The sequence below is a fragment of the Nocardia sp. NPDC060259 genome, from assembly GCF_042728775.1.
In the GTDB taxonomy this organism is placed as follows: domain Bacteria; phylum Actinomycetota; class Actinomycetes; order Mycobacteriales; family Mycobacteriaceae; genus Nocardia.
In genome coordinates this window covers 24,246-48,276 of the sequence record NZ_JBHXAY010000033.1, presented here as the reverse complement: position 1 = coordinate 48,276, position 24,031 = coordinate 24,246, and the positions used below count along the sequence as shown (strand labels likewise).

Sequence of the window (24,031 nt, the reverse complement as noted above, 5' to 3'; positions counted from 1 at the left end):
CCCACGTGCCGTTCGAGGCCGGACGAACCTACGACGACTCGGCCGCCTTCTTGTAGCCTGCGATCGCCGGGTAGGCGAAGACCACCACCATCCCAACCGTCCACGCCACCGTCTTCAGCAGCGGTTCGGCGACCGGACCACCGTAGGACAGGCCCTTCATCGCGTCGATCGCGCAGCTCATCGGCTGGTTGGCGACCACGTCCTGCAACCAGGTCGGGTACGCGAAGACCGGGACGAATCCGGAGTTGAAGAACATCAGCAGCGTATTGAGGATGCCGATCAGGCTGACCAGCATCACGCCCTCGGTGATGGTCGCCAACGCCGTCACCATGACGGCGAAGCCGAGACCGAACAGCACCGGGATGCAGATCAGCGCGATGTTCGCCAGCGGGTCCTCCATGAAAAGGAACCCGAGCGGCACCGCGACCAGCAGCACGATGACCGTGGTGGTCAGGATGCGCAGCGCTTCGGCCAGCAGCCGGCCGGTGAGCAGCGACGCCCGGTTCAGCGGCATCGTGTAGAAGCGGCTGAGCAGTCCGCTGGCCTTGTCGCGTTTGAAGCCGAGCGCACTGACCACCGCGCCGGTCATCGCGGCGATCAGGGTGAGCAGCGCGGCCTGGCCGTAGATGCTCGGCATGCCGGTGGCATCGGTGATCGAGTCACCGAGCACGACCTGGAACATCAGCAGGGTCACCGCGGGATACACGATGGTCTGGATGGTGGTCGACGGGTCGCGCAGCCACACCATGAGCAGCCGTTTGCACTGGAGCAGGCTGTGGACGAACCACACCGACACCGAGGTCACCGGCTTGGCGTCGACCACGGGTAGCTCGGCCGCGGTCTTGGCCGCGGCCGTCGGCAGGTCGATCCGCTCGGTCGTATCCACTGTCGTCATGATCGCCTCACACTCGCCCACACCGCCAGTGGGAGGAAGAAAATGCTGACCCCGCCGAGCCACACCAGCGACACCAACACGCCGTCCCAGCTGGCGCCGCCTGCGGCCATATCGCTCAGTGTCTGGGAGAACTGCGAGATCGGCTGGTTGCGGGCGAACCCACGAATCCAGGACGGGAAACTCTGCTCCGGCACGAAGCCGGTGGAGAGCATGCCGAAGATCAGGATCGGCAGCGTGAGCGCCTGGCTCAACGCCTCCGGGTTCTTGGTGAGGCTGCCCAGCGCGTCGGCGCCGAAGGTGAGCACCAGCCCGACCAGCAGCGCGAAGCCACAGAACAGCATGGCCTGGCCGAACCCGGCGTCGAAGCGGAAGCCGATCAGGTAGCCGTAGCCGATGGTCGCGACCAGCGAGACCACCGAGCGGACCAGACCCGCGCTGATGCGCGACGCCAGCGGCACGATGGTGCCGATCGGCATCGTCTGCAGCCGGGTGCTCAAGCCGGTGAGCGCTTCGAACGCGGCCAGCTGGGCGTTCGACATCATCGTCATCGCCATCGTCTGCAGCACGACGATCGGCATCACGTACTGGGCGTAGTCGATGCCCTGGAACTTCATCACGTACCGCAGCGGCAGGTAGAAGCCCAGCGTCACCACCAGCGGGAAGATCACCGCGACGATCAGTTCGCCCTTGGTGACCATGGTCCACACGACGCGGCCGGTCAGCGCACGCCACTGGGCGAAGCTGCTCGGGTGCGCCGCGGGGACCGTGGCGAACAGCTCGTCCGCCCGGAGGGTCGGCACGCTCACTGGTGCCCGCCCGAATGCCCGGTGATCGAGAGGAACACGTCGTCGAGCGACGGCCTGCGCAGCGCGATGTCGGCCAGGTCGATGCCCGCGTTGTCGAGCCTGCGCAGTGCCTCGGCCAGGGTGGCCGCGCCTTCGGGGGCCGGGATGGAGAGCTTGTCGGCGCCGTCGACCTCGGCGGCGACGGCGGCCGGGACCAGGTCGCCGAGGGCCTGCACGGTCGCCCGGATCCGGCTGACGTCGAGCGGCACGATCTCGCAGAAGCTGCCGCCGGTGCGCGCCTTGAGCTCGTCGGCGGTGCCTTCGGCGATGACGGTGCCCTTGTCGATGACGATGATGTTGTCGCTGAGCACGTCGGCCTCTTCGAGGTATTGCGTGGTCAGCAGCACCGTGATGCCCTGGTTCTTGAGCGCGGTGACCAGGTCCCACACGCCCTGACGGCTACGCGGGTCCAGACCGGTGGTCGGCTCGTCGAGGAACACGACCTCGGGCCGCACGACCAGCCCGCAGGCGATGTCGACGCGGCGGCGCATACCACCGGAGTAGTTGCGCACGGCCCGCTTGCCCGCACTGACCAGGTCGAACTCCTCGAGCAGGGTGTCTGCGCGTTTGCGGGCGGCCGATTTGGCCAGGCCCATCAGCCTGCCGAACAGCTCGAGGTTCTCCCGGCCGGAGAGGTTCTCGTCGAGGGCGGCGTACTGGCCGGTCATCATGATCGACCGGCGGACGGCCGCGCTGTCGGTGAGCACGTCGTGCCCGGCGACGACCGCGGTGCCGGAGTCGGGGCGCAGCAGCGTCGACAGGATCTTGACCGTGGTGGTCTTCCCGGCGCCGTTGGGTCCCAGGATGCCCAGCACGCTGGCCTTTTCGGCCTGGAAACTGATGCCCCGCAACGCGTGCACATCGCCGAAGGACTTGCGCACGTCGGACACCAGCACCGCGGGCTCACCACCGCGCGACGCGACGCCACCTGCGGGCGAATCCACTGAGATCGAACTCGGCATCAACTCTCCACCATCGGCCGGGTGCGGCGCCCATGCTCGGACGAGCGCACACGGAATTTGCTTCCCGGTAAGTGATCCATACCGTTCGGCGCGATGTTACCGGTCCGCAGGTTTCCCCGGTCCGGTCTGCGCGGACCCGGCCGGTGGCGTGGCTGCTGTGGTCTTGCTCACGGGGGCAGTGGAAGGGCAGTGCGATGACCTTGTCGGCTCGGCCCCCGCGCCCATACGCTGGCGTCGGGGAAACACTCGTCTCACCGGCCCGCGCGCGGGCGTGTTCGATCTCGTGAGAGGTGACAATGGGCGACTCAGCACCGGCAGGCGCCGCCGCGCCGACGGGGCGATCCGACGTGCTGACGTCGTTCGACCCGCGCACCGGCGAAAAGCTCGCGCAGTATCCGGTCCACGGGCAGGCCGAGGTCACCCGCGCGGTGCGCACGGCCCGCGCGACCCAGAACTGGTGGGGCGAACTGGGATTCGGTGCCCGCAAGCGCTTACTGCTGGACTGGCGCAGCCATATCGCCAGGCGCACCTGCGAATTGGTGGAGGTCCTGCGCGACGAGACGGGCAAGCCGGAGGCCGACGCCACGCTGGAAGTGATGCTGGCGGTGGAGAATCTGGACTGGGCCGCCCGCAATGCCCAGAGCACGCTGGGCCGTAGACGATTGGCCACGGGCTGGTTCACCCGCAATCAGCATGCCTCGGTGGGCTATCTGCCGTTGGGCGTCGTCGGTGTGCTCGGCGCCTGGAACAACCCGGTCTTCACGCCGATGAGTTCGATCGCCTACGCCATGGCCGCGGGTAACGCGGTGGTGTTCAACCCGCACGAGCTGACCACCGGCGTCGGCACCTGGCTGGCCGAGAGCTGGGCCGCGGTGGTGCCCGATCAGCCGGTGCTGCAAGCGGTCACCGGCGACGCGCGCACCGCGACCGCGCTGTGCAGGGCCAAGGTCGACAAGATCGCCTACGCCGGTCCGGAAGCGGGCGGGCGGGACGTGATCGCACTGTGCGCGCAGACGCTGACGCCGGTCGTGGTGGAGCACAGCGGCAAGGGCAGCATGATCGTGCACGTCGACGCCGTTCTCGACGCGGCGGCCGAGGCCGCGGTCTTCGGCGCGATGGCCAACGCGGGCCAGAACGCCTCGGGCATCCAGCGCTGTTATGTCGCCGACTCGGTGTTCGACGACTTCCTCGCCAGGGTGGCCGACCGAGCCGCGAAACTGCGGCCTGGCGCCGACAATCGCGCCGCCTACGGCCCGATGATCAATGCCACCCAGGTCGACGTGGTGCGCAAGCAGGTCCGCGATGCCATCGCCCGCGGCGGGCACGCGGTCCTCGGCGGCCTCGATTCCTTCCGCGACCCCTACGTGGAGCCGATCGTGCTGGCGGAGGTGCCGGAGGAGAGCATCGCGATCACCGGTGAGGGCATCGGCCCGGTGCTGGTGGTGAACCGCGTCGCCGACCTCGCCGACGCGGTGACCAGGGTGAACGCGGCGGGCAACGGCATCGCGGTCACCGTGTTCACCCGCGACATCCCCAGCGCCGAGTTCATCGCCGAACAGCTGAGAGTCGGTGTGGTGACGGTGAATTCGTCGACCGCGTTCACCGGCATCCCGGCCCTGCCGTTCGGCGGCGTCGGCGAGTACGGGCAGGGCCACAGCCACGGCCGGCAGGGCTTGCGCGAATTCAGCCGCACGATGTCGATCGCCCGCAGGCGCTACCGTGCCCCGATTCGACTATCGACCTTCGACCGTCATCCCGGCCATCTGCACACGGCCAAAGCCATCTTCCGGCTCCGCCACGGCCGCTAGCGGTCGTTCAGTTCTGGTCGGGCCGCACCGCCGAGGAGGACGGCGCCGGTCAGTGCGCCGAGGCGGGCGAGTTGTTCGGGGCGGGAGTCGAAGCGCAGCAGCCTGCCGACGTCGATGATCTGGCCGATCGCGGCGTGCACGCGGAAGCGCGCTTCGATCGGTTCGTCGTCGAGCAGGTTTGCCCACTCGAGGATGTTCTGGCGCTGGATGGCGCGCAGCCGGTGCTGTTCGGCCTGCGGGAGATTGCTGAACTCCGCGTAGTAGACCGGCATGATCTCCGGGGTCGCGAAGGTGAGGCGGGCGTAGCGGTCGGCGATGCGGCCGGCGGCGTCGGCGCGGGTCTCGGCCTCGGCCAGCGCCTCACCGATCGCGACGGCCAGGCGGTCGCCGGTGCGGTGGAAGGCGGCGGCGAGCAGGTCGGCCTTGCTGTCGAAGTGCCGGTAGACGCTGGAGGCGTTGATGCCGACGGCGGCGCCGATCTCCTCGATGCCCGATTCGTGGTAGCCGTTGCGGCCGAAGATCCGGATCGCCTCGGTGAGCAGCTGTTCGCGTTTCGAGGTCACCGGCAGACCGCGGTTCTGTTTGTCCGGTTCGGCCTCGGCCGGTGCGGGCGGCAGCTCGGCGCGCACGATCGCCCAGGCCATATCGCGCTGCACGGCGAGCATGCGCGTGTGCGAGAGGGTGGTGCGGTGCGCGGCGATGCTGGCCAGCGCGCTCAGCGCGCCGACCGCGAGGAGGGTGACGTCGTCGGCACTCGCCTCCGGCCGCAGTTCGGCGATCGGCGCGGCGACCATCGCCTCGAGTTCGCGATAGAACGCGCGGATGCGCACCCGGTCCTCGCGCTCGAGATAGCGGCGTTCCCAGCGGTAGAGGCCCGCCTCGCGGCGGATGTCGATATTGTGCTCGGCGACGGCGGTGAGCAGCGCGTCGAGCCTGGCCTCCGCGCTCAGCGCCGGGTCGTCGGCGGCTTTCGCGACGTCACGCAGCCCGCGCGCGCCTTCCTCGGCCGCGGCGACAAGCAGTGCGTACTTGTTGGCGAAGTGGCGGTACAGGGCGGGGCCGGAGATGCCGACCTCGGCCGCGATCTCGTCGACGCCGACCGGGTAGTAGCCGCGCGCGCTGAACGCACGGGCGGCGGCCCGCATGATCTGGATCTTGCGGTCCTTGGGCCTGCGGCGCACGACCCGCGCCGGTGCGGTGGTCGGCTCGCAGGCGCGTTCGGCCTCACTGCGATCGGCGACCATGCACTCACTTCCGTTCCGCGAACCAGGGCTGTAGACGGCTGTCGGCAGCGCCGGACCAGTCAACCTAAGTTAACCACAATTCGCAAACGTCGAGAGGCGGTCCGGCAAACGAAAACCGCCCCGGCGATACCGGGGCGGTTTCGTCGAACGCGCAGACCTTACAGGCCGAGGCCGCGAGCCAGGACCGGCCACGACAGCTTCAGCTCGTCCTGCCAGTAGCCCCACGAGTGGGTGCCGTTGGGACGGAAGTTGAAGGTCGCCGGGATGCCGAGCTCCTGGAGCCGGTTGGCCAGGTTGTGCGTGCAGAAGTTGGTGCCTGCCTCGATGACGCCACCGATGATGATCTGGTTGGCCAGGCCGTAGGGGCCGGGCAGCGCGTGCGGACCGTTGAGGGTGTCGTACGGGCCGGGCAGGCCGTTGCCGGTGGAGACGTAGAGATCGACACCACGCAAACCCTCGGCGTTGACGTACGGGTCGTTCTCGACCCACTCCTCCGAGCCCTGCGGACCCCACATGTTCATGGTGTCGCCGCCGCCCCAGGTCTCGACCGTGAGCTTCACGAACTCGGAGCCGACCGGGTCGGAAGTCTGCGCGCACCCGCTGTAGGCGGCGGCCGCCTTGTACAGGCCGGGCTTGGCGATCGGCAGCGCGAGCACGGTGGTGCCCGAGGTGGACAGGCCGGCGATGGCGTTCACGCCGTTGGTGCCCAGCGCGCCGTCGATCAGCGGGGGAAGTTCCTCGGTGAAGAAGGTCTTCCACTTGTTGCGGCCGACGACCGGGTCGTCCTTGATCCAGTCGGTGTAGTAGCTCCAGGAGCCGCCGATCGGCTGGATGACGTTGACGTTCTTGTCGCCGAGGAACGCCAGCGCGTCGGTCTTGGCGACCCAGGACGCGGCGTCCTCGCCGCCACCGGCACCGTTGAGCAGGTACAGGGTGGGGCGCGGGACGGAGGCGTCGGCCGGGCGTTGCACGTCGACGATGATGTTCTGGTCCATGGCCGCGGAGTACACGTGCAGCCGCAGGCTGCGGGAATCCTTGACCTCGGCCTTGACGATCTTGGAGCCGTCCTCGGAAACGGGGTTGGCGAGCAGGGTTTTGGAATCGATGATCGGATCAGCCGAGGCCGGGCTCGTGCCGAGGCCGGACATCAGTCCGGCGGCCACTGCGGTTGCCGCGATCATCGCCGCGGCGCGGGAGCCACGACGCCGGGAGTGCCGACGAATCAATTTCGCACCTTCGCTTCGTTTCGAATGGGTTGCACCACGCCAGAACCCTACGGGTTACCAGGCCGCTACAACAGTAGGAATCGTTACAACAGCGCGGTCATATCATGCCTCACCAGCCACACCGATCTCATCGGGCCCCTGCCTCCCGGTCACCCGCATCGAGCAGCTCCGCCAGGCGCGGTCCGATCTCGGCCAGCGCTTGCGGTGAGGTCATCTGATCATGCACCACCGCGACCGGCCGGTCGCGCACCTCGCCGTCGACATACGGCGACCAATTCCGTGCCGCCGTCTCGTGTCCGAGCGCGCTGAAGTACTCCAGCCTGCCCCGGAACACCGCGGGCCGGTGCTCGGCGATCAGCTCGGCCGAGCGCACGGCGCTGCGGTAGATCCGGCGCACCCGTTCCGGGGTGAGCACGGCCATGTTGGCCGGGATGATCGCGTGCAGCGCGGCAAGCCCGTCCTCGCTGAGGTCGCGCACGCCCGCGGCGGGCAGTGCCGCGCCGAGGTCGACGCCGAGTTCGGCGAGCGCGTCGCGGACCGCGGTGTGGAAATCGGGGACGTCGATGTCAGGGTGCGAGTCGAGCATCGCCAGCAGCGAGACCCGCTCCCCCGCCGCCTGCAGTTCGGTGGCGACGGCGTGTGCGAGCACACCGCCCAGCGACCAGCCCATCAGCCGGTACGGACCGTGCGGCTGCTCGGCCCTGATCTCGGCGACGTAGCGGCGGGCCATCTCGGTGAGCGTGCCGGGCAGGTAGCCCGCCTCGCTCAGCGCGGGCGACTGCAGGCCGAAGATCGGCCGCCGCGCCGGAATGTACTGGGCCAGACCGGCATAGCACCAGGACAGGCCGTACATCGGATGCACGCAGAACAGCGGGCCACCCGCTTCGGTGCCGTGCGGCACCCGGTTGCGGATGGGCAGCAGCACGCCGAGGGCGTCGTCGGATTCGAGGTCGTAGTCGCCGGTTCCGGACTGGGTGGCGTCGATGCGGTCGGCCAGCGCGGCGACCGTGGCGTCGGTGAAGAACCACTGCACCCGCACCTCGGCGCCGATCCTGGTCCGCAGCCTGCTGATCGCCCTGGTGGCGACCAGCGAGTTACCGCCGAGCTCGAAGAAGTCGTCGTCGAGGCCGACCTTGCCCGCGCCGAGAACTTCCGCGTACACCTCGGCGACCGCGCGCTGCAGCGGGGTCGTCGGCGGGCGGTAGGGCCGGGTGGTGACCGCTGGCACCGGCAGCGCCTTGCGGTCGAGCTTGCCGCTCGCGTTGAGCGGCAACGACTTCAGCGTCACCAGGGCCGATGGCACCATGTACGACGGCAGCGCCGCGCGAGCATGGGCGAGCAGCGCCGTCTCGTCGAGGCCGTTACCGCTCTCGATCGAGTAGCCGGCGGCGGGTGCCGCCGTCTCGGGCTTGCCGTTCTCGGCGGGGACCACATAGCCGACGAGCCGGTCGCCGGTCGGTCCGTGCACGAGGGCGACGGCGGCGTGCCGGACATCCGGGTACTCGCGCAGCACGGCCTCGACCTCACCGAGCTCGATCCGCTGACCACGCAACTTCACCTGGAAATCGCTGCGCCCCAGGTACTCCAGCTCCTGCTCGGCGGTCCAGCGGACCACGTCGCCGGTGCGGTAGAGCCTGCCGCCACCGGGCTGGGCGACGAACCGCTCGGCGGTCAGCGCGGGCGCGCCGAGGTAGCCGCGCGCCAGCTGCACGCCTTCGAGGTACAGCTCGCCCGCGGTGCCGGGCGGCACCGGCCGCAGCTGCCGATCGAGCACATGCACGCGGGTGTTGGCGACGGGAGCGCCGATCGGAATGCTCACGGCGGCACCGGCTTCGGCCTGCGCGGCGGTGACGACGGTCGCCTCGGCCGGGCCGTACCAGTTGATCAGGTCGACGCCGGGCAATGCCTGCGCGAACCGCCGTGCGGTCGACGCCGACAGCGCCTCACCGGCGGCGAATACCCGTCGCAGCGCGGGGAACTCGGCCTCGCTGCCGTCGGTGAGGAAGGCGTCGAGCATGGACGGCACGAAATGCACCGTGGTGACGGCACGTTCGGCGAGCACCCGGGCCAGGTAGACCGGATCGCGGTGGCCGTCGGGTTCGGCGATCACCACGGTCGCGCCGGTCTGCAACGGCCACAACAGCTCCCAGGTGGAGATGTCGAAGGTGACCGGTGTCTTGTGCAGCACCACGTCGCCGGGGCCGTGCGGGTAGGCGCGCTGCGCCCAGCGGAACTGGGCGACCAGCTGGCGGTGGGTGAGCATGACGCCCTTGGGCGTACCGGTGGAGCCGGACGTGTGGATGACGTAGGCCAGGTTGTCCGGCCGCGGCGCGGCCATCGGCACCGGCGCGGCCGTACCCAGGTTGTCGATCTCGACGACGGGCACTGCCGCGGCGGTGTCGAATCCGGTACCGCCGGTGGTGAGCACGCAGACGGGAGCGGCCGCGGCCAGTACCCGCTCGGTGCGCTCGGCCGGATGATCCGGGTCGACCGGCACATAGGCGGCACCGGTGCGCAGCACCGCGTAGATCGCGGTCACCAGATCGATGCCGCGTCGCATCGCGACCGCGACCAGCGCCTCGGGGCCCGCGCCCTCGGCGCGCAGCGCGGCGGCGAGAGCCCGCACCCTGGCGTCGAATTCGCCGTAGGAGAGCGAGGTTTCGCCCTCGACGAGCGCGACGGCGTCGGGTGACTTCGTCACCTGCGCGTCGAACAGCGACAGCAGGGTCGACTCGTCGAGCAGCTCCGGCGCGTCGGTGGCGTTGACCGCGGACAGGGTCGCGCGTTCCTCCGCCAGCAGCACGTCGATCTCGGCGATCCGCGCGTGCGGGGTCCTGGTGAAGCGGGCGAGCAGCATCGAGAAGCGTTGCGCCAGTGCGGTCGCGGTGTCCTCGCCGAAGACGTCGCGCAGGTATTTCACCGAGACGCGCAGCTGTCCGTCGGCGACGACCTGCACGGTCAGCGGGTAGTGCGTGCCGTTGGTCGCGTCCATTCCGGTGACGGCGGCCGACCCGGTGGCGGCCTTGGCCAGGCCTTCCCGGTCGACCGGGAAGGATTCGAACACGACCAGCGAGTCGAACAGGGCCTCGATGCCCGCGATCTCCTGGATCTCGCCGAGTCCGAGGTAGTGGTGATCGAGCAGCGCGGCCTGATCGTCCTGCAGCCCGCGCAGCAGTTCGGCGACGGTGTCGCCGGGACGCACCCGCACCCGGACCGGGATGGCGTTGAGGAACAGGCCGACCATGCGTTCCACGCCGTCGAGCGCGGCGGGCCTGCCGGAGACGGTCGCGCCGAACACGACGTCGTCGCGGTCGACGAGGCGCGCGATGAGCACGCCCCACGCGGCCTGGACCACGGTGTTCACCGTGACGCCGAGGCCTGCGGCGAGTTCGCTCAGCGCGGCGGTGTCGGCCTGCGACAGCGCGAAGCCGGTTTCGCCTGTCCCCGTGGCGATCTCGCGACCCTGGTCGACCGGGGCCAGCGGGGTCGGCTCGGCGAGACCGGTGAGCGCGGCCCGCCAGGCCTGGCGCGCGGCCTCGGGGTCCTGCTCGACCAGCCAGGCCAGGTAGTCGCGGTAGGGCGCCGGCTTCGGCAGGCGCCTGGTGCGAGCGCCGACCGCGTAGGCGGTGAGCAGTTCCTGCAGCAGCAACGGGGTCGACCAGCCGTCGATCAGGATGTGGTGGCTGGTGACCAGCAGGTGCGCGGTGTCCGGCGTGCGCACCAGGGTGAAGCGCAGCAGGGGCGCGACGGCCATGTCGAAGTGCGCGGCCACGTCGGCCGCTCTGATCCGCTGGTAGGACGCGGCCGCGTCGTGACCGGCGGGCCCGGAGGCGGTAGCGGAGCGTGACCACGCAGGGCCCTCGGGATCGACGCCGGACGACGCCACGTCGATGACCTGCCACGGCACGTCGATGTCGTCGAGCACCACCTGCAGCGGGGTGCCCGCGGCGTCGGTGGCGAAGGCGACGCGCAGGTTGTCGTGCCGGTCGAGCACCGTCTGCGCGGCGCGGTGCAGTCGCTCGGCGTCGACGGCCGGGTCGAGGTCGAGGACGAACTGGGTGATGTAGGGGTCGACCGAGTTCTCCGCGAGCAGGGCGTGGAACAGCATGCCCGATTGCAGCGGCGTCACCGGCCACACGTCGCTGAGCAGCGGGTAGCGCCGGGCGAGCCGGCCGAGTTCGGTCTGGCCGAGGCGCACCAGCGGGAAGTCCGACGGGGTGAATCCGCCTGCGCCGGGGCGCAATCCGTGTTCGGCGAGGCCGCCGAGCGCGCGGATCCAGTGTTCGGCGAAGGTCTTGACCGCGTCGGCGGTGAGCACCGCGGTGGCGTAGTCGAAGCGGGCGACCATGCCGTCGTCGGTGGCGTCGACGGTCAGGGCAAGTGCCAGGTCGTCGGCGGTGACGTCGGTGTGCACCCTGGCCGGGCGCAGATCGCGGAAGCGCACCGCGAACCGGCCACGGTCGAGGGCGCGCACGCTGTCGGCGGCCTCGACGTCGAGGTAGCGCAGCAGGCCGAAGCCGGCACCGTGCGCGGGCACGGTCCGGCGCAGTTCCTTGATCTGGGCCAGCGCGATACCGGCGGCCGGTCCGCCGACGAGCGCGTCGGCGATGTCGACGCCCTCCAGGCGCAGCGCCAGCGGGTAGTCGGTGGTGAACCCGCCGACGACGTTCTCCGCGTCGGGCCTGCCGAGCACGCGCTGGTCGGCGCGCAGCCGGACCACGGTGCCCATCGCCCGCGCGGCGGCGGAGTCGGCCGCGGTGGCCAGGGCGAGCGCGGCGGCGGTGAGCAGCACCTCGTCGATGGTGGCGCGGTAGGCCTCGGCGACCGTGCCGACAGCGGCGGTGCCCTCGCCGGTGATGCTCAGCGAGACCCGGTTGCGCTGGCCCAGATCCGCGGATTCGGCTGCCCTGGAACGGATCGCGCGATGCCAGTACTCGCGTTCGGTGCGGGCGCGGGCCGAGGACGGGTAGTCGGCGAGCCTGCGCACGAGATCGCCGAGCCCGGCATCGGGTGCGGCGGGTGCCGCGTGGCGGCCGCGGCTCCACGCGGTGGTCAGCTGGTCGACGACCGAACGCCACGACGCCTCGTCCAGGACGAGGGCGTTGGCGACCACGACCAGGGTGGAGCCGCGCTCGCCGTTGCCGGTGAGCACGAAGTGGATATTGCGGCCCTCGTCCGGATCGAGCGCGGCGGCGGCCGCGGCGACGATATCGTCGACCGGCAGCGAGGACTCACCGTCGGTGGCGTCGAGCTTGCGGAAGGCGTCGCCGGTTCGCTCCTCCTGCGACGGAATCACCACAACCGGTGTGGCGCCGGAGCGGTCGAGGACCGCCCACAGCATCGGATGCTGGTTCATCACGGCGTGGGCGACCTCGGCGACCGCCTCGTCGGAACAGTCCGCAGGCACGTCGAGCAGCACGGCCCGTGGTTCGACCGCGCTCTCCCCCGCCTCGACCAGCTGGGCCGCGGTGGCGGTCAGCGGCAGGGCGGCGGGCCGCGTGCCCGCGTCCAGCGTGACCTCGGCGCGCCCGGCGAGCGCACCGACGGTGCGCGCGTCGAACAGGTCACGCGGGCGCAGCACCACGCCCGCCGCCGCGGCCCGGGAGACCACCTGGATGGCGGTGATGCTGTCGCCGCCGAGGGCGAAGAAGTCGTCGTCGAGGCCGACCCGGTCGTGGCCGAGTACCTCGCCGATCACCCGGGCGACGACGCGTTCGGCCGCGGTGCGCGGCGGCCGGTGCTCGCTGCGCACGGTGACCGGGTCCGGCAGTGCGCGCCGGTCCAGTTTGCCCGCGGGGGTCAGCGGGAGTTCGTCGAGGACGACGATCGCGGCGGGCACCATGTAGTCGGGCAGTACCCGCGCGGCCAGGGCGGTGAGTTCGGCGGGGTCGAGCCGCTCCCCCGGTTCGGCGAGGACGTAGGACACCAGCATGGTCGCGCCCGCGCCGTTGTCGCGGCCGAGGGTGGTGACCCAGGAGACGCCGGGAGCCGCTGCCAGGACGGCGTCGATCTCGCCGAGTTCGATCCGCAGGCCACGGATCTTCACCTGGAAGTCGTTGCGGCCCACGAACTCCAGGACGTCGCCGTGGCGGCGGACGAGGTCGCCGGTGCGGTAGAGGCGGGAGCCTTCGGGTCCATACGGGTCGGCGACGAAGCGTGTTGCGGTCAAGCTGAAGCGGCGGTGGTAGCCGCGGGCCAGCTGGATGCCGCCCAGGTACAGCTCACCGGTGACGCCCTCGGGGACCGGACGCAGGCGCTCGTCGAGGACCAGCGCGCGGATGCCGCGGATCGGACCGCCCATATGCACCGCCGCGCCCGGCTCGAGCGGGTCGCTGATGCAGGTCATGATGGTGGTCTCGGTGGGACCGTAACCGTTGTGGAACTTGCGCTGCGGCAAGGTGTTCCAGCGTGCGACGAGATCTTCCGGCACGTGCTCGCCGCCGACTACCAGCGCGCGCAGGCCGGGCACACCGGCAGGGTCGAGCGTGGCGACGACCGCAGGCGTGAGGAAGGTGTGCGTCACGTTTTCGGACCGGATGAGCTCGGCGAGCTCGGTACCGCCGACCGAGCCCGCTGGTGCCACCACGAGCGTGCCTGCGCCGCCGAGCGCGAGCAGCAGTTCGAGCATGGACGCGTCGAACGACGGCGAGGCGAAAGCCAGTGCGCGCGTGTCGGCATCGAGGCCGTAGCGCTCCTTCTGCTCGGCGCAGAAGTTGGCGAGCCCGGCATGGGTGACGACGACGCCCTTGGGCAGACCGGTCGAGCCGGAGGTGTAGATCATGTACGCGCCGTTGCCGGTTCGCGGCTGGGAACGCAGCTCGATCTCGCGCAGGCCGACCGAGGCGTAGCCCGCGACCTCGCCCATGAATTTCCGATCGTCGAGCGCGACCCAGCCGCCGTCGCCGGGCAGGGTGGGCAGCCCGGTGAGCTCGGCGGTGAGCGTGATGCCGAAGACCGCGTCGGCGTCGGCGACCATGTGACTGATCCGCTCGGCCGGGTACCCGGGATCGATCGGCACGATCATCGCGCCGGTGCGGGCGATCGACCAGACGGCGAGCACCGATTCGACCGACCGCCGGATCGCCACGGCGACAGCGACGTCCGGTCCCGCGCCGCGGGCGATGAGTCCGCGGGCCAGCTGGTTGGCCGCCGCGTCGAGCTGGGTGTAGGTGAAGCCGCGGCCGTCACCGCGCACGGCGACACCCGTCGGGTTGGCGCGCACGGCGGCATCCATCAGCTGCGACAGCGTGCGTTCGGGTTCGGCGGGCCTGCCCGCGAAGGTGGTCTGCGCGGTGAACTCGGCGTCGTCGAGCAGGTCGACGTCACCCACCGCGATCTCCGGATCGGCGACCAGCTCGGCGAGCACGCGGGTGAACCGCGCACCGAAGGCCCGCACCGTCGACTCGTCGAACAGGTCTGTGGCATAGGTGAATTCGGCGTGCATGCCGCCGTGGTCGGGCAGTTCGCGCACGGTGAGCAGCAGGTCGAACTTGGCTTCGGCGGTGCGGGCGTCCAGCGCGCTCACCCCGATGCCGGGCAGTTCGAACGCGACCGGGGCGAGGTTCTCGAACGACAGCGCCACCTGGAACAGCGGATGCCTGCCCGCCGATCTGGCCGGCTGCACCGCCTCGACGACCCGCTCGAACGGGACGTCGGCGTGCGCGAAGGCCCGCAGGTCGGTGTCGCGGGTCTGCCGCAGCAGGGCGGTGAACGGCTCGGCCTCGGCGATCCGGCTGCGCAGCACCAGGGTGTTGACGAACATGCCGACGAGATCGTCGAGCTCACGGGCACCGCGGCCCGCGATCGGGGTGCCGATCGCGACGTCGTCGGTGCCGCTGACGCGGGCCAGCAGCACCGCGAGCGCGGCCTGCACGACCATGAACACGGTGACACCCTCGGCGCGGGCCAGCCCGGCCAGGTCCGCGTGCAGCGTCGCGTCGATCTCGATGGTGCTGACGGCGCCCGCGAAGGACTGCACGGGCGGGCGCGGCCGGTCGGCGGGCAGCGCGATCTCCTCGGGCACGCCCGCGAGTTCCCCGGTCCAGTAGGCCAGCTGCGCGGCGGCCGTCGAGCCGGAATCGGCTTCGTCGCCGAGCGATTCCCGTTGCCACACCGCGTAATCCGCGTACTGGAGCGGCAGCGGCGACCAAGCGGGCGTCGCGCCCTCGGTGCGCGCGGTGTAGGCCAGCACCAGGTCACGGGTGAGCGGACCCATCGAGAAGCCGTCGGCGGCGATGTGATGCGCGACGAACACCAGCACGTGGTCGTCGGCGCCGAGGCGCAGCAGCCGCAGTAGCACGGGCGGCGCGGTCGTGACGTCGAACCCGGTGGCGACCGTGCGGCGCACCTCGTCCTCGAGCTCGTCAGCGGTGACAGGCACCGGCGTCAGGTCGATGTGCACCGCACCGGGCGCGAGGATCTCCTGCACCGGCTCGCCGCTCTGGAGGCCTCGATCGGCAGAGCGACCGGCAGGCGCGGAGCGCGACCAGGCGGAGCCGGCAGGAGCGGCGCCACCCGACACCGGGTAGCGGGTGCGCAGGACCTCGTGCCGAGCGAACAGGTCGCCGACGGCGACGCCGAGGGCGGCGAGGTCGAGGGCGCCGGTGAGGCGGATCGCGGCGGGAATGTTGTAGACGGTGGCGTCGGGGTCGAGCTGGTTGAGCAGCCACATCCGCTGCTGTGCCAGCGACAGCGGCAGTCGTTCCGGGCGTGGTCCGGCGACCAGCGGCAGCGCGGCGAGTTCGTCGGACCGGTGCACGCGCAGGGCGAGGTCGGTGACCGTCGGTGCCTCGAACAGCAGGCGAACGCCGACTGCCCGATCCAGTGCGGCGCCGATGCGGGCGGCGGCCCTGGTGGCGAGCAGGGAGTTGCCACCGAGCGCGAAGAAGTCGTCGTCGGCGCCGACCGCGTCGACACCGAGAATCTCGGCGTAGACCCCGGCGACGAGCTGTTCGGTCGGGGTCACGGGCGCACGGAACGCGGCGGCCTCGAAGACCGGCGCGGGCAGCGCGGCCCGGTCCAGCTTGCCGTTGACCGTGCGCGGCAGTTCGCCGAGCACGACAAACGCATCCGGCACCAGGTAGGCGGGCAACTTGTCACGCAGCGCGGACTTCACCTGCGCCGCATCGGGTTCCGTGCCGATGATGTAGGCGACCAGTCGATCCCCGAAGTGTGGATCGGCGTGGACCAGCACCGCGGCTTGCGTGATCTCGGGCAGACCGAGCAGGGCCGCTTCGACCTCGCCCGGCTCGACCCGGAAACCACGGATCTTCACCTGGAAGTCGGTGCGGCCCAGGTAATTCAGGGTGCCGTCACCGTTGCGGGCGACCAGGTCGCCGGTGCGGTACATGCGAGCGCCCGGCTCGAACGGGTCCGCGATGAAGCGTTCGGCGGTGAGCGCGGCCTTGCGCAGGTAGCCGCGGGCCAGCTGCACGCCCGCGAGATACAGCTCGCCCCTGACGCCAGGGGCGACTGGGCGCAGGCGCTCGTCGAGGACGTAGACGCGGCAGTTCCATTCGGGTGTGCCGATGGGCACTGTCAGCACATCGGCCGAGGTCACCCGGTGGTCGGTGATCGAGACGGCGGCCTCGGTGGGGCCGTACAGGTTGTCGATCCTGGTATCGGACAGCGCGGTCAGCAGGCGCTGCGCGAGCGGGGCGGGCAGTGCCTCGCCGATGGCGAGAATGCGCCTCAGCGGCTGCTCGACGGTGTGCGTCGCCGACTGGTGGCCTGCCTCCCAGTAGCCGGACAGCGCGTCCAGCAGCGAGGGGACCGCGGTCAATGTGGTGACCCCGGCGTCGGTGATGAGCGCGTCCAGGTAGGCGGGGTCGCGGTGTCCGTCGGGGGCGGCGATCACCAGGCGGCCGCCGCAGACCGCGGCGGACCAGAATTCCCACACCGACAGGTCGAAGGTGGCGGGGGTCTTCAGCAGGAAGGCATCGGTGGCGTCGGTGCCGAATTCGCCGCGCAGCCAGTGCAGCTGGTTGACAACGGCGGCGTGCGGCACGGCGACACCCTTGGGGCGGCCGGTGGAGCCGGAGGTGAAGATGACGTAGGCCGTGTTCTCCGGGCGCAGCGGCGCGCGGCGGTCGGCGTCGGTGACCGGCGCCGGGTCGACGGACCGGAGCACCGGATGATCGACCCGGACCACCGGTGCGGCATCGGTGCGGAAACCGTTGCTGAGCACGCAGATCGGCGCGGCCGTGCCGAGGATGTAGTCGGTGCGATCGGCGGGCTGGTCCGGATCGATCGGCACGTACGCGCCGCCGGATCGGGTCACCGCGTACATGGCGACGACGAGGTCGATCGAGCGCGGCAGAGCGAGCGCGACGAGGGACTCCGGGCCGACGCCCAGCGAGATCAGGTGGCGGGCGAGGCGGTTCACCCGCGCCTCGAACTCGGCGTAGGTGAGTTCGAGGCGCCCCTCGGGTAGGTCGGCGACCAGCGCGACGGCCTCGGGGCGGGCCAGCGACGGCAGGTCGGCCAGTGTGCCGGCGGAAACAGCGAGATCGGCGGCGCCGGTGATGATCTCGGCGGCACGTTCGGCGGCGGTACGCAGGTCGACATCGCCCACGATCACGCCGGGCTCGCGCACCACCGCGTCGAGCAGCAGCGTGAGCCGATCGGCGAACGCCGCCACGGTGGCCGCGTCGAACAGGTCGGTGGCGTAGGTGAAGAAGCCCTCGATACCGGTCGGCGCACCGTCGGCGTCGTAGCCGTCGCCCACGATCAGATGCAGATCGAACTGCGAGACAGCCAGTTCCGCCGACACCGGCGCGATCCGCAGGCCGGGCAGTTCCAGCGCGGCACGATCCACGTTCTGGAAGGACAGGCCCACCTGGAACAGCGGATGCCGGGCCGTGGAGCGCGGCGGATCGAGCACCTCGACGAGCCGCTCGAACGGGACGTCGGCGGCGGCGAAGGCGGCCAGGTCGCTCGCGCGCTGGGCGGCGAGGAGATCGGTGAAGGCGGCATTGCCGTCATAGCGGGTACGCAGCACGACGGTATTGACGAACATGCCGATCAGGTCGTCGAGTTCGCGTTCACCACGCCCGGCGACCGGGGTGCCGACAGCCACATCGGCGGCCGAGGCCAACCGGGCCAGCAGCACGGCGAAGGCGGTGTGCAGCACCATGAATACGGTGGCGCCACTGTCCTGCGCGATCCGGGCGAGCCCGGCGTGGGTGGCCGCGTCGACCCGCACGGGTACCCGGCCGCCGGCCAGCGAGGCCACGGCGGGACGGGGGCGATCGGCGGGCAGCTCCAAAATATCCGGCAGGCCGGACAATTCGTCGCGCCAGAACGAGATCTGCTTGGCAGCAGCCGAATCGGTGTCCGTCTCGTCGCCGAGCCGGTCCAGTTGCCACAGCGCGTAGTCGGCGTACTGCACCGGCAGCGCGGCCCAGCCCGGTGCGCGGCCTGCGGTGCGCGCCAGGTAGGCGGTGGTCACATCGCGCACCAGCGGCACCATCGACGACGCGTCCGCGGCGATGTGGTGCACCACGACAGCGAGCACGTATTCGGTGGGCGCGTCGGGCTCGGCGCCGGTGAGATCGAACAGCCGAACCCGGAGCGGGACCTCGGTGGTCACATCGAACGCGGTCGCCGCGAGCGCGGTGATCTGCTCGACGAGATCAGCCGCGACGCGGTGGACAGACACGTCCAAGTCGACCTGCTCGACCGGGAGCACCTGCTGGATCGGACCGTCACCGGTGTCGGGGTAGATCGTGCGCAGCACTTCGTGCCTGGCCAGCACGTCGCGCAGTGCGGCGGCGAGGGCGGCCACGTCCAGGCTGCCGGTCAGGCGCAGCGCGAACGGGAGGTTGTAGGCGGCGGCGCCGTCACCATCGGAGCCCTGGTCGAAGCGGTTGAGGAACCACATGCGCCGCTGGGCGGGCGAGAGCGGCAGCTCGGCCGGGCGGTCCAGCGTGCCGAGCCCACTGGTGGATTCCACACCAGCGTCGGGGTCGAGCGCGGCGGCGAGGCCCGCGACGGTCGGGGTCTCGAACAGGGTGCGCACGGCGACCCGGCCGCCGGTGGCCGCGCCGAGGCGGGCGACCAGCTTGGTGGCGATCAGCGAGTTGCCGCCGAGGGCGAAGAAGTCGTCGTCGGCGCCGATATCGGTGCGGCCGAGCACTTCTCCGAACAGTGCCGCGACCAAGCGCTCCTGCTCGGTGCTCGGAGCACGGAAGGCACGCGCGGTGAAGTGTGGTGCGGGTAGCGCCTTGCGATCAAGCTTGCCGCTGGCATTGAGCGGCAACGCGTCGAGCACGGTGACGGCGGCCGGAACCATGTAGACGGGCAGGGTTTTCGAGGCGAAAGCCTGGAGCCGGTCCGGCTCCGCCGCGTGACCGGGTCCCGGCACGACATAGGCCACGAGCTGGTCACCGAGATCGGTCGAGGCGACCAAAGCCACTGCCTGGCTCACGGATTCGTGCGCGAGCAGCGCGGTCTCGATCTCACCGAGCTCGATCCGCTGACCACGGAACTTCACCTGGAAGTCGATGCGACCCAGGTAATCCAGGCGATGCGGCGCGGTCGTGGTGGGACGGCGCCACACCACGAGATCGCCGGTCCGGTACATGCGCTTGCCCGCGTCGAACGGGTCGGCGACGAAGCGGTCCGCGGTCAGACCCGGCCGCGCGACATAGCCACGGGCGAGCTGGTCACCCGCGAGATAGAGCTCACCCGCGATACCGGGCGGTACAGGTCGCAGCCGCGAATCCAGCACGTAGACACGGGTATTCCACTGCGGCAGCCCGATCGGCACCGTGCGCTCGCCCGCGCGGGCAGGCCAGTAGGTCACCGACACAGCGGCCTCGGTGGGCCCGTACAGGTTGTGCAGCCGAGCCGAGCTGACCGCGGCCATGGCGTCGACGGTCTCCGGCGGCAGCGCCTCGCCGATGACGAACACCTCGCGCAACGACGGCATCGAGCCCGGCACCACGTCGCGACCGGCGGGCGCGGATGACCGCTCAGCGCCGTCGAGAGCCGCACCGTTCGACGCCGCTTGCGCCGCGAACACCGTGAGCATCGACGGCACGAAATCGGTGACGGTCACCTTGTGCCGATCGATCAGGTCGATCAGATACGCCGGATCACGATGCCCGTCCGGGGTGGCGAGCACCAGCGTCGCGCCGACCCGCAACGGCATGAAATAGCCCCACAGCGACACATCGAAGGTCGTCGCGGTCTTCTGCAGATACACATCACCCAGGGCCAGCGGGTATTTCGCCAGCATCCACACCAGCTGGTTGTGGATGGCCGCGTGCGAGATCGCGACGCCCTTGGGCTTGCCGGTGGAACCGGAGGTGAAGATGACGTAGGCAGGGTGATCGGCGCGCAGCGGCGCGCGCAGCTCCGCCGGACGCACCGGGTCGACAGGCACACCCCGGGTGTCGAGCTCGTCGAGCAGCAGCAGTTCGGTCCCCGCGGGCACCGCCATCACCTCGGCGCTCACGACCGCGGCCGGGCGGGCGGTGTCGAGAATGTAGGCGATGCGCTCGGCCGGATGATCCGGGTCGAGCGGCACGTACGCGCCACCGGCGGTGAGCACCGCGTACATGGCGACGACGAGTTCCGGCGATCGCCGGATCGCCAGGCCGACAAGCCCTTCCGGGCCGACGCCGGCCTGGATCAGCAGCCGGGCCAGTGCATTGACGCGCTCGTCGAACTGCCGATAGGTCAGTTCGGTGCTCTCGTAGACCAGCGCGGTGGCATCCGGATGCGCCTGGACCGCACGGCGATACGCGTCCAGCATCAGCTCCGGCGGCACCGGGTGCCCGGTCCCGTTCCAGGCGACCAGCGTCTGCTCACGCTCGGCCGGGGTGAGCAGGTCGATGTCGGCGATCGCCACATCGGCGTCGGCGGCGACCGCGTCGAGCAGGTGGGTGAAGCGACCGGCCAGCGTCTCGATCGACTCGGCGTCGAACAGATCGGTGGCGTAGTTGAAGGACGCGGCCATCGGCTCGGTCGGGTCGCTGCCGGGAACGATGGTCAGCTGGAGGTCGAAACGCGCTACCACGCCGTCGAATTCGACGGGTGCCGCGTCGAGGCCGGGCAGCCGCAGGTTCGGCAGATCCAGGTTCTGGAAGAACAGCGCGACCTGGAACAGCGGGTGGTGGGCCTGCGAACGAACCGGATCCAGGAGTTCGACCAGACGCTCGAACGGCAGGTCGGCATTGCCGAAGGCGGCCAGGTCGGCGCGCTTGGTCTCGCGCAGCAGCTCGGCGAAGCTCGCCCGCTGGTCGATGCGCGAGCGCAGCACCAGGGTGTTGACGAACATGCCGATCAGGTCGTCGAGTTCGCGCGCGCCGCGCCCGGCGACGGGGGTGCCGATTGCGATGTCGTCGGCGTGCGCGAGCCTGCCGAGCAGCACCGCGAAGGCGGCGTGCACGACCATGAACTCCGAAGCGCCGCTGCGCTGGGCCAGCGCGGCGACCGCGGCGTGCACCGACGCCGGGATCTGGAAGCCGAATTCGGCGCCGCGGCCGGTGAATACCGGCGGGCGCGGGCGATCGGTGGGCAGGTCGAGGCGATCGGGCAGCCCGGCCAGCGCCTCGCGCCAGTGCGCGATCTGCGCGGTGGCGAGCGAATTCGGGTCCTCTTCGCTGCCGAGCAGTTCGCGGTGCCACAGCGTGTAGTCGGTGTACTGCACCGGCAGCGGCTGCCAGCTCGGCCGCGACCGGTTGCGGCGCGCGAGGTAGGCGCCGAGCAGGTCGCGCAGCAGCGGCGCGACAGAAGCGCCGTCGGCGGTGATGTGGTGCAGCGCCACCGCGAGCACGTGGTCACGCGGGCCGAGTTCGGCCAGCGCCACCCGCAGCGGCACACCGGCGGCGACGTCGAAGCCCGTGGCGGCGAATTCGCCCAGCCACAGCGGCAATTCGTCCTCGGTGAGCGAGTCGACCAGCACATCGGGCACCGCGTCGGCGATCGGCAGCACCACCTGGTGGCCGACACCGTCGGCCACCTGGCCATCGGGCGCCCCGCCGTCGTAGACCGGGTAGTAGGTGCGCAGGGATTCGTGCCGGTGCACCAGGTCGGTCAGCGCGGCGTGCAGGGCCCGCGCGTCGAACGGACCGGCCAGCCGCAGCGCGAACGGGATGGTCTCGGCGGTGGAGTTCGGATCGAACTGGTTGAGGAACCACATCCGCCGCTGCGCGGGCGAGAGCGGGATCAGCTCGGGCCGCTCGCGGCGCGTCAGCGGGGCGTGGCCGCCCGCACCCTTGAGCGGTTCGAGCAGCACTGCCAGGCCGGCGACCGTCGGGCTCTCGAAGACATGACCCGCGGGCACCCGCGCCGACAGCTCGGCACCGAGCCGGGCCGCGGCCTGGGTGGCCAGCAGCGAATTGCCGCCGAGGGCGAAGAAGTCGTCGTCGGCGCCGACCGGGCGCTCCGGCGCGAGCAACTCGGTGAAGATGTAGGCGACCAGTTCCTCCATCGCCCCCGATGGCGCGCGGAACTCCTTGGCGCGCAAGACCGGTGCGGGCAGCGCGGCGCGGTCGAGCTTGCCGACGGGTGTCAGCGGGATGGTGTCGAGCACGGTCAGCGCGGTCGGCACCATGTGCGCGGGCAGACCTGCCTTGGCGTGTGCGAGCAGCTGGTCGAGGTCGATCGTCGCGCCCGGCATCGCGTGCACGTAGGCGGCGAGAATCGTTGTGCCGTTGTCGAGTTCGTGACCGACGGTCACGGCGAAGTCGACGCTGTCGTGCGCGGTGAGCACGGTGTCGATCTCGCCGAGCTCGATCCGGAAACCACGGACCTTCACCTGGAAGTCGTTGCGGCCGACGAACTCGACCGCGCCGTCGGGACGCCTGCGCACCAGGTCGCCCGTGCGGTACATGCGTCCACCGGCGGGATCGAACGGGTCGGTGACGAAACGGGATGCCGTCAGCGCCGGTCGCCCGTGATAGCCGCGGGCCAGCTCGTTGCCCGCGATGTACAGCTCGCCGATCATCCCGTCCGGCACCCGGACCAGGCGTTCGTCGAGCACGTATTCGGTGACCCCGCGCAGCGGCGGGCCGAAGTTCACGGCCGCGCCCGGCGCCAGCGCGGCGCTGATGTTGGTCATGATGGTGGTCTCGGTCGGCCCGTAGCCGTTGTGGAAATGCCGTGTTCCCGAGGGCAATTCGGTGGCCCAGCGGCGGACCATGGCGGGCGGGACGTCCTCGCCGCCGCTGGCGATCACGACCAGGTCGTCCAGCCCGGCCGGGTCCACCGAGGCGAGCGCGGCGGCGGTGATGAACATGTGCGTCACCGACTCGCGGCGCAGCACCTCGGCGAGCTCGGGCCCGCCGAAGATCCCGGCGGGCGCGATCACCATGGTCGCCGCGGCGCCGACCGCCATCAGCAGTTCGAGCACGGCGCCGTCGAATGAGGGCGAGGCGAAGTGCAAGGTCCGCGAGGTGTGCTCGATGCCGTAGAGCGCGCGCTGTTCGGCGCAGAATCCGGCCAGGCCCGCGTGGGTCACCACGACGCCCTTGGGCAGGCCGGTGGAGCCCGAGGTGTAGGTGATGTAGGCCGGGTGGGTCAGCCGCAGCGGGCGCACCCGGTCGGCGAAGGTCACCGGGTCGCCGGGCTGCTCCTCGGCGGCGCTGCGCACGGCCGGATCGTCGAGGCACAGCCAGTCGACGGTGCCGGGCAGCCGGTCCAGCGCGGCGCCGACCGCGAGACCGAGCACCGCGCCGGAATCGGCGAGCATGTGCGTGACGCGGGCGGGCGGATAGTTCGGGTCGACCGGCAGGAACGCGGCACCGGCCTTGGTGACCGCCCACATAGCCAGCACCGAGGCCGGCGAACGCGGGATGCCGATGGCGACGATGTCCTCGGGACCGACACCGCGCGCGATCAGCAGCCGGGCCAGCTGGTTGGCGCGTTCGTCGAGCTCGGCGTAGGTCCAGCGCACCGGTGCGGACACGCCGTCGTCCCAGGACAGCGCGAGGCCGCCCGGGTTGGATTCCACGGCGACGGACAGCAATTGCGGCAGCGACTTTCCGCGCTGCCGGGCCCGGGCGCCGGAAGCCCTGCTGGCCCGGGTCACGCCCGTTCCCTCC

Annotated in this window: 7 protein-coding genes; 1 reads left to right on the top strand and 6 read right to left on the bottom strand. The window is 71.0% G+C overall.

Annotated features, from left to right (window positions below; genetic code table 11):
- Positions 1–28: 28 nt before the first annotated feature.
- Genes ACFWF2_RS15085 through ACFWF2_RS15075 form a run of 3 tightly spaced genes read right to left on the bottom strand, consistent with a single transcriptional unit; the run spans position 29 to position 2,702 of the window.
- Positions 29–895, bottom strand: a complete 867-nt coding sequence (locus ACFWF2_RS15085) for an ABC transporter permease (protein ID WP_379308032.1) — start codon at positions 893–895, stop codon at positions 29–31.
- Positions 892–1,701 carry an ABC transporter permease gene (locus tag ACFWF2_RS15080; RefSeq protein ID WP_379308031.1) on the bottom strand — a complete coding sequence of 270 codons (810 nt, stop codon included), beginning with the start codon at positions 1,699–1,701 and terminating at the stop codon, positions 892–894. The genes ACFWF2_RS15085 and ACFWF2_RS15080 overlap by 4 nt, the downstream gene beginning before the upstream one ends.
- Positions 1,698–2,702: an ATP-binding cassette domain-containing protein gene (locus ACFWF2_RS15075; RefSeq protein ID WP_379308030.1), complete on the bottom strand. Its 1,005-nt coding sequence runs from the start codon at positions 2,700–2,702 to the stop codon at positions 1,698–1,700. Before ACFWF2_RS15075 ends, ACFWF2_RS15080 begins: the two co-directional genes overlap by 4 nt.
- A gap of 296 nt (positions 2,703–2,998) precedes the next feature.
- Here ACFWF2_RS15075 and ACFWF2_RS15070 point away from each other — a divergent pair, with 296 nt between their 5' ends.
- The gene (locus ACFWF2_RS15070; RefSeq protein WP_379308029.1) at positions 2,999–4,510 is read left to right on the top strand and encodes an aldehyde dehydrogenase family protein; all 1,512 of its coding nucleotides are present in this window, start codon (positions 2,999–3,001) and stop codon (positions 4,508–4,510) included.
- On the opposite strand, the gene ACFWF2_RS15065 is transcribed toward ACFWF2_RS15070, so the two are convergent.
- The 3 genes from ACFWF2_RS15065 to ACFWF2_RS15055 all read right to left on the bottom strand — a co-directional run bounded on the left by ACFWF2_RS15065 (position 4,507) and on the right by ACFWF2_RS15055 (position 24,018).
- Positions 4,507–5,754: a TetR/AcrR family transcriptional regulator gene (locus ACFWF2_RS15065; protein ID WP_379308028.1), complete on the bottom strand. Its 1,248-nt coding sequence runs from the start codon at positions 5,752–5,754 to the stop codon at positions 4,507–4,509. The genes ACFWF2_RS15070 and ACFWF2_RS15065 overlap by 4 nt on opposite strands.
- Before the next feature lie 158 nt (positions 5,755–5,912).
- Complete coding sequence (locus ACFWF2_RS15060; protein ID WP_379308039.1) at positions 5,913–6,935, bottom strand: alpha/beta hydrolase; 1,023 nt, start codon at positions 6,933–6,935, stop codon at positions 5,913–5,915.
- Between the two features lie 172 nt (positions 6,936–7,107).
- On the bottom strand, positions 7,108–24,018 hold the full coding sequence (locus tag ACFWF2_RS15055; RefSeq protein WP_379308027.1) for an amino acid adenylation domain-containing protein: 16,911 nt from the start codon (positions 24,016–24,018) through the stop codon (positions 7,108–7,110).
- Positions 24,019–24,031 lie beyond the last annotated feature (13 nt).

Coding starts and splice junctions, on each gene's coding strand:
- ACFWF2_RS15085 (WP_379308032.1), bottom strand. CDS start 895: ATGACGACAGTGGATACGACCGAGCGGATCGACCTGCCGACGGCCGCG.
- ACFWF2_RS15065 (WP_379308028.1), bottom strand. CDS start 5,754: ATGGTCGCCGATCGCAGTGAGGCCGAACGCGCCTGCGAGCCGACCACC.
- ACFWF2_RS15060 (WP_379308039.1), bottom strand. CDS start 6,935: ATGATCGCGGCAACCGCAGTGGCCGCCGGACTGATGTCCGGCCTCGGC.
- ACFWF2_RS15075 (WP_379308030.1), bottom strand. CDS start 2,702: ATGCCGAGTTCGATCTCAGTGGATTCGCCCGCAGGTGGCGTCGCGTCG.
- ACFWF2_RS15070 (WP_379308029.1), top strand. CDS start 2,999: ATGGGCGACTCAGCACCGGCAGGCGCCGCCGCGCCGACGGGGCGATCC.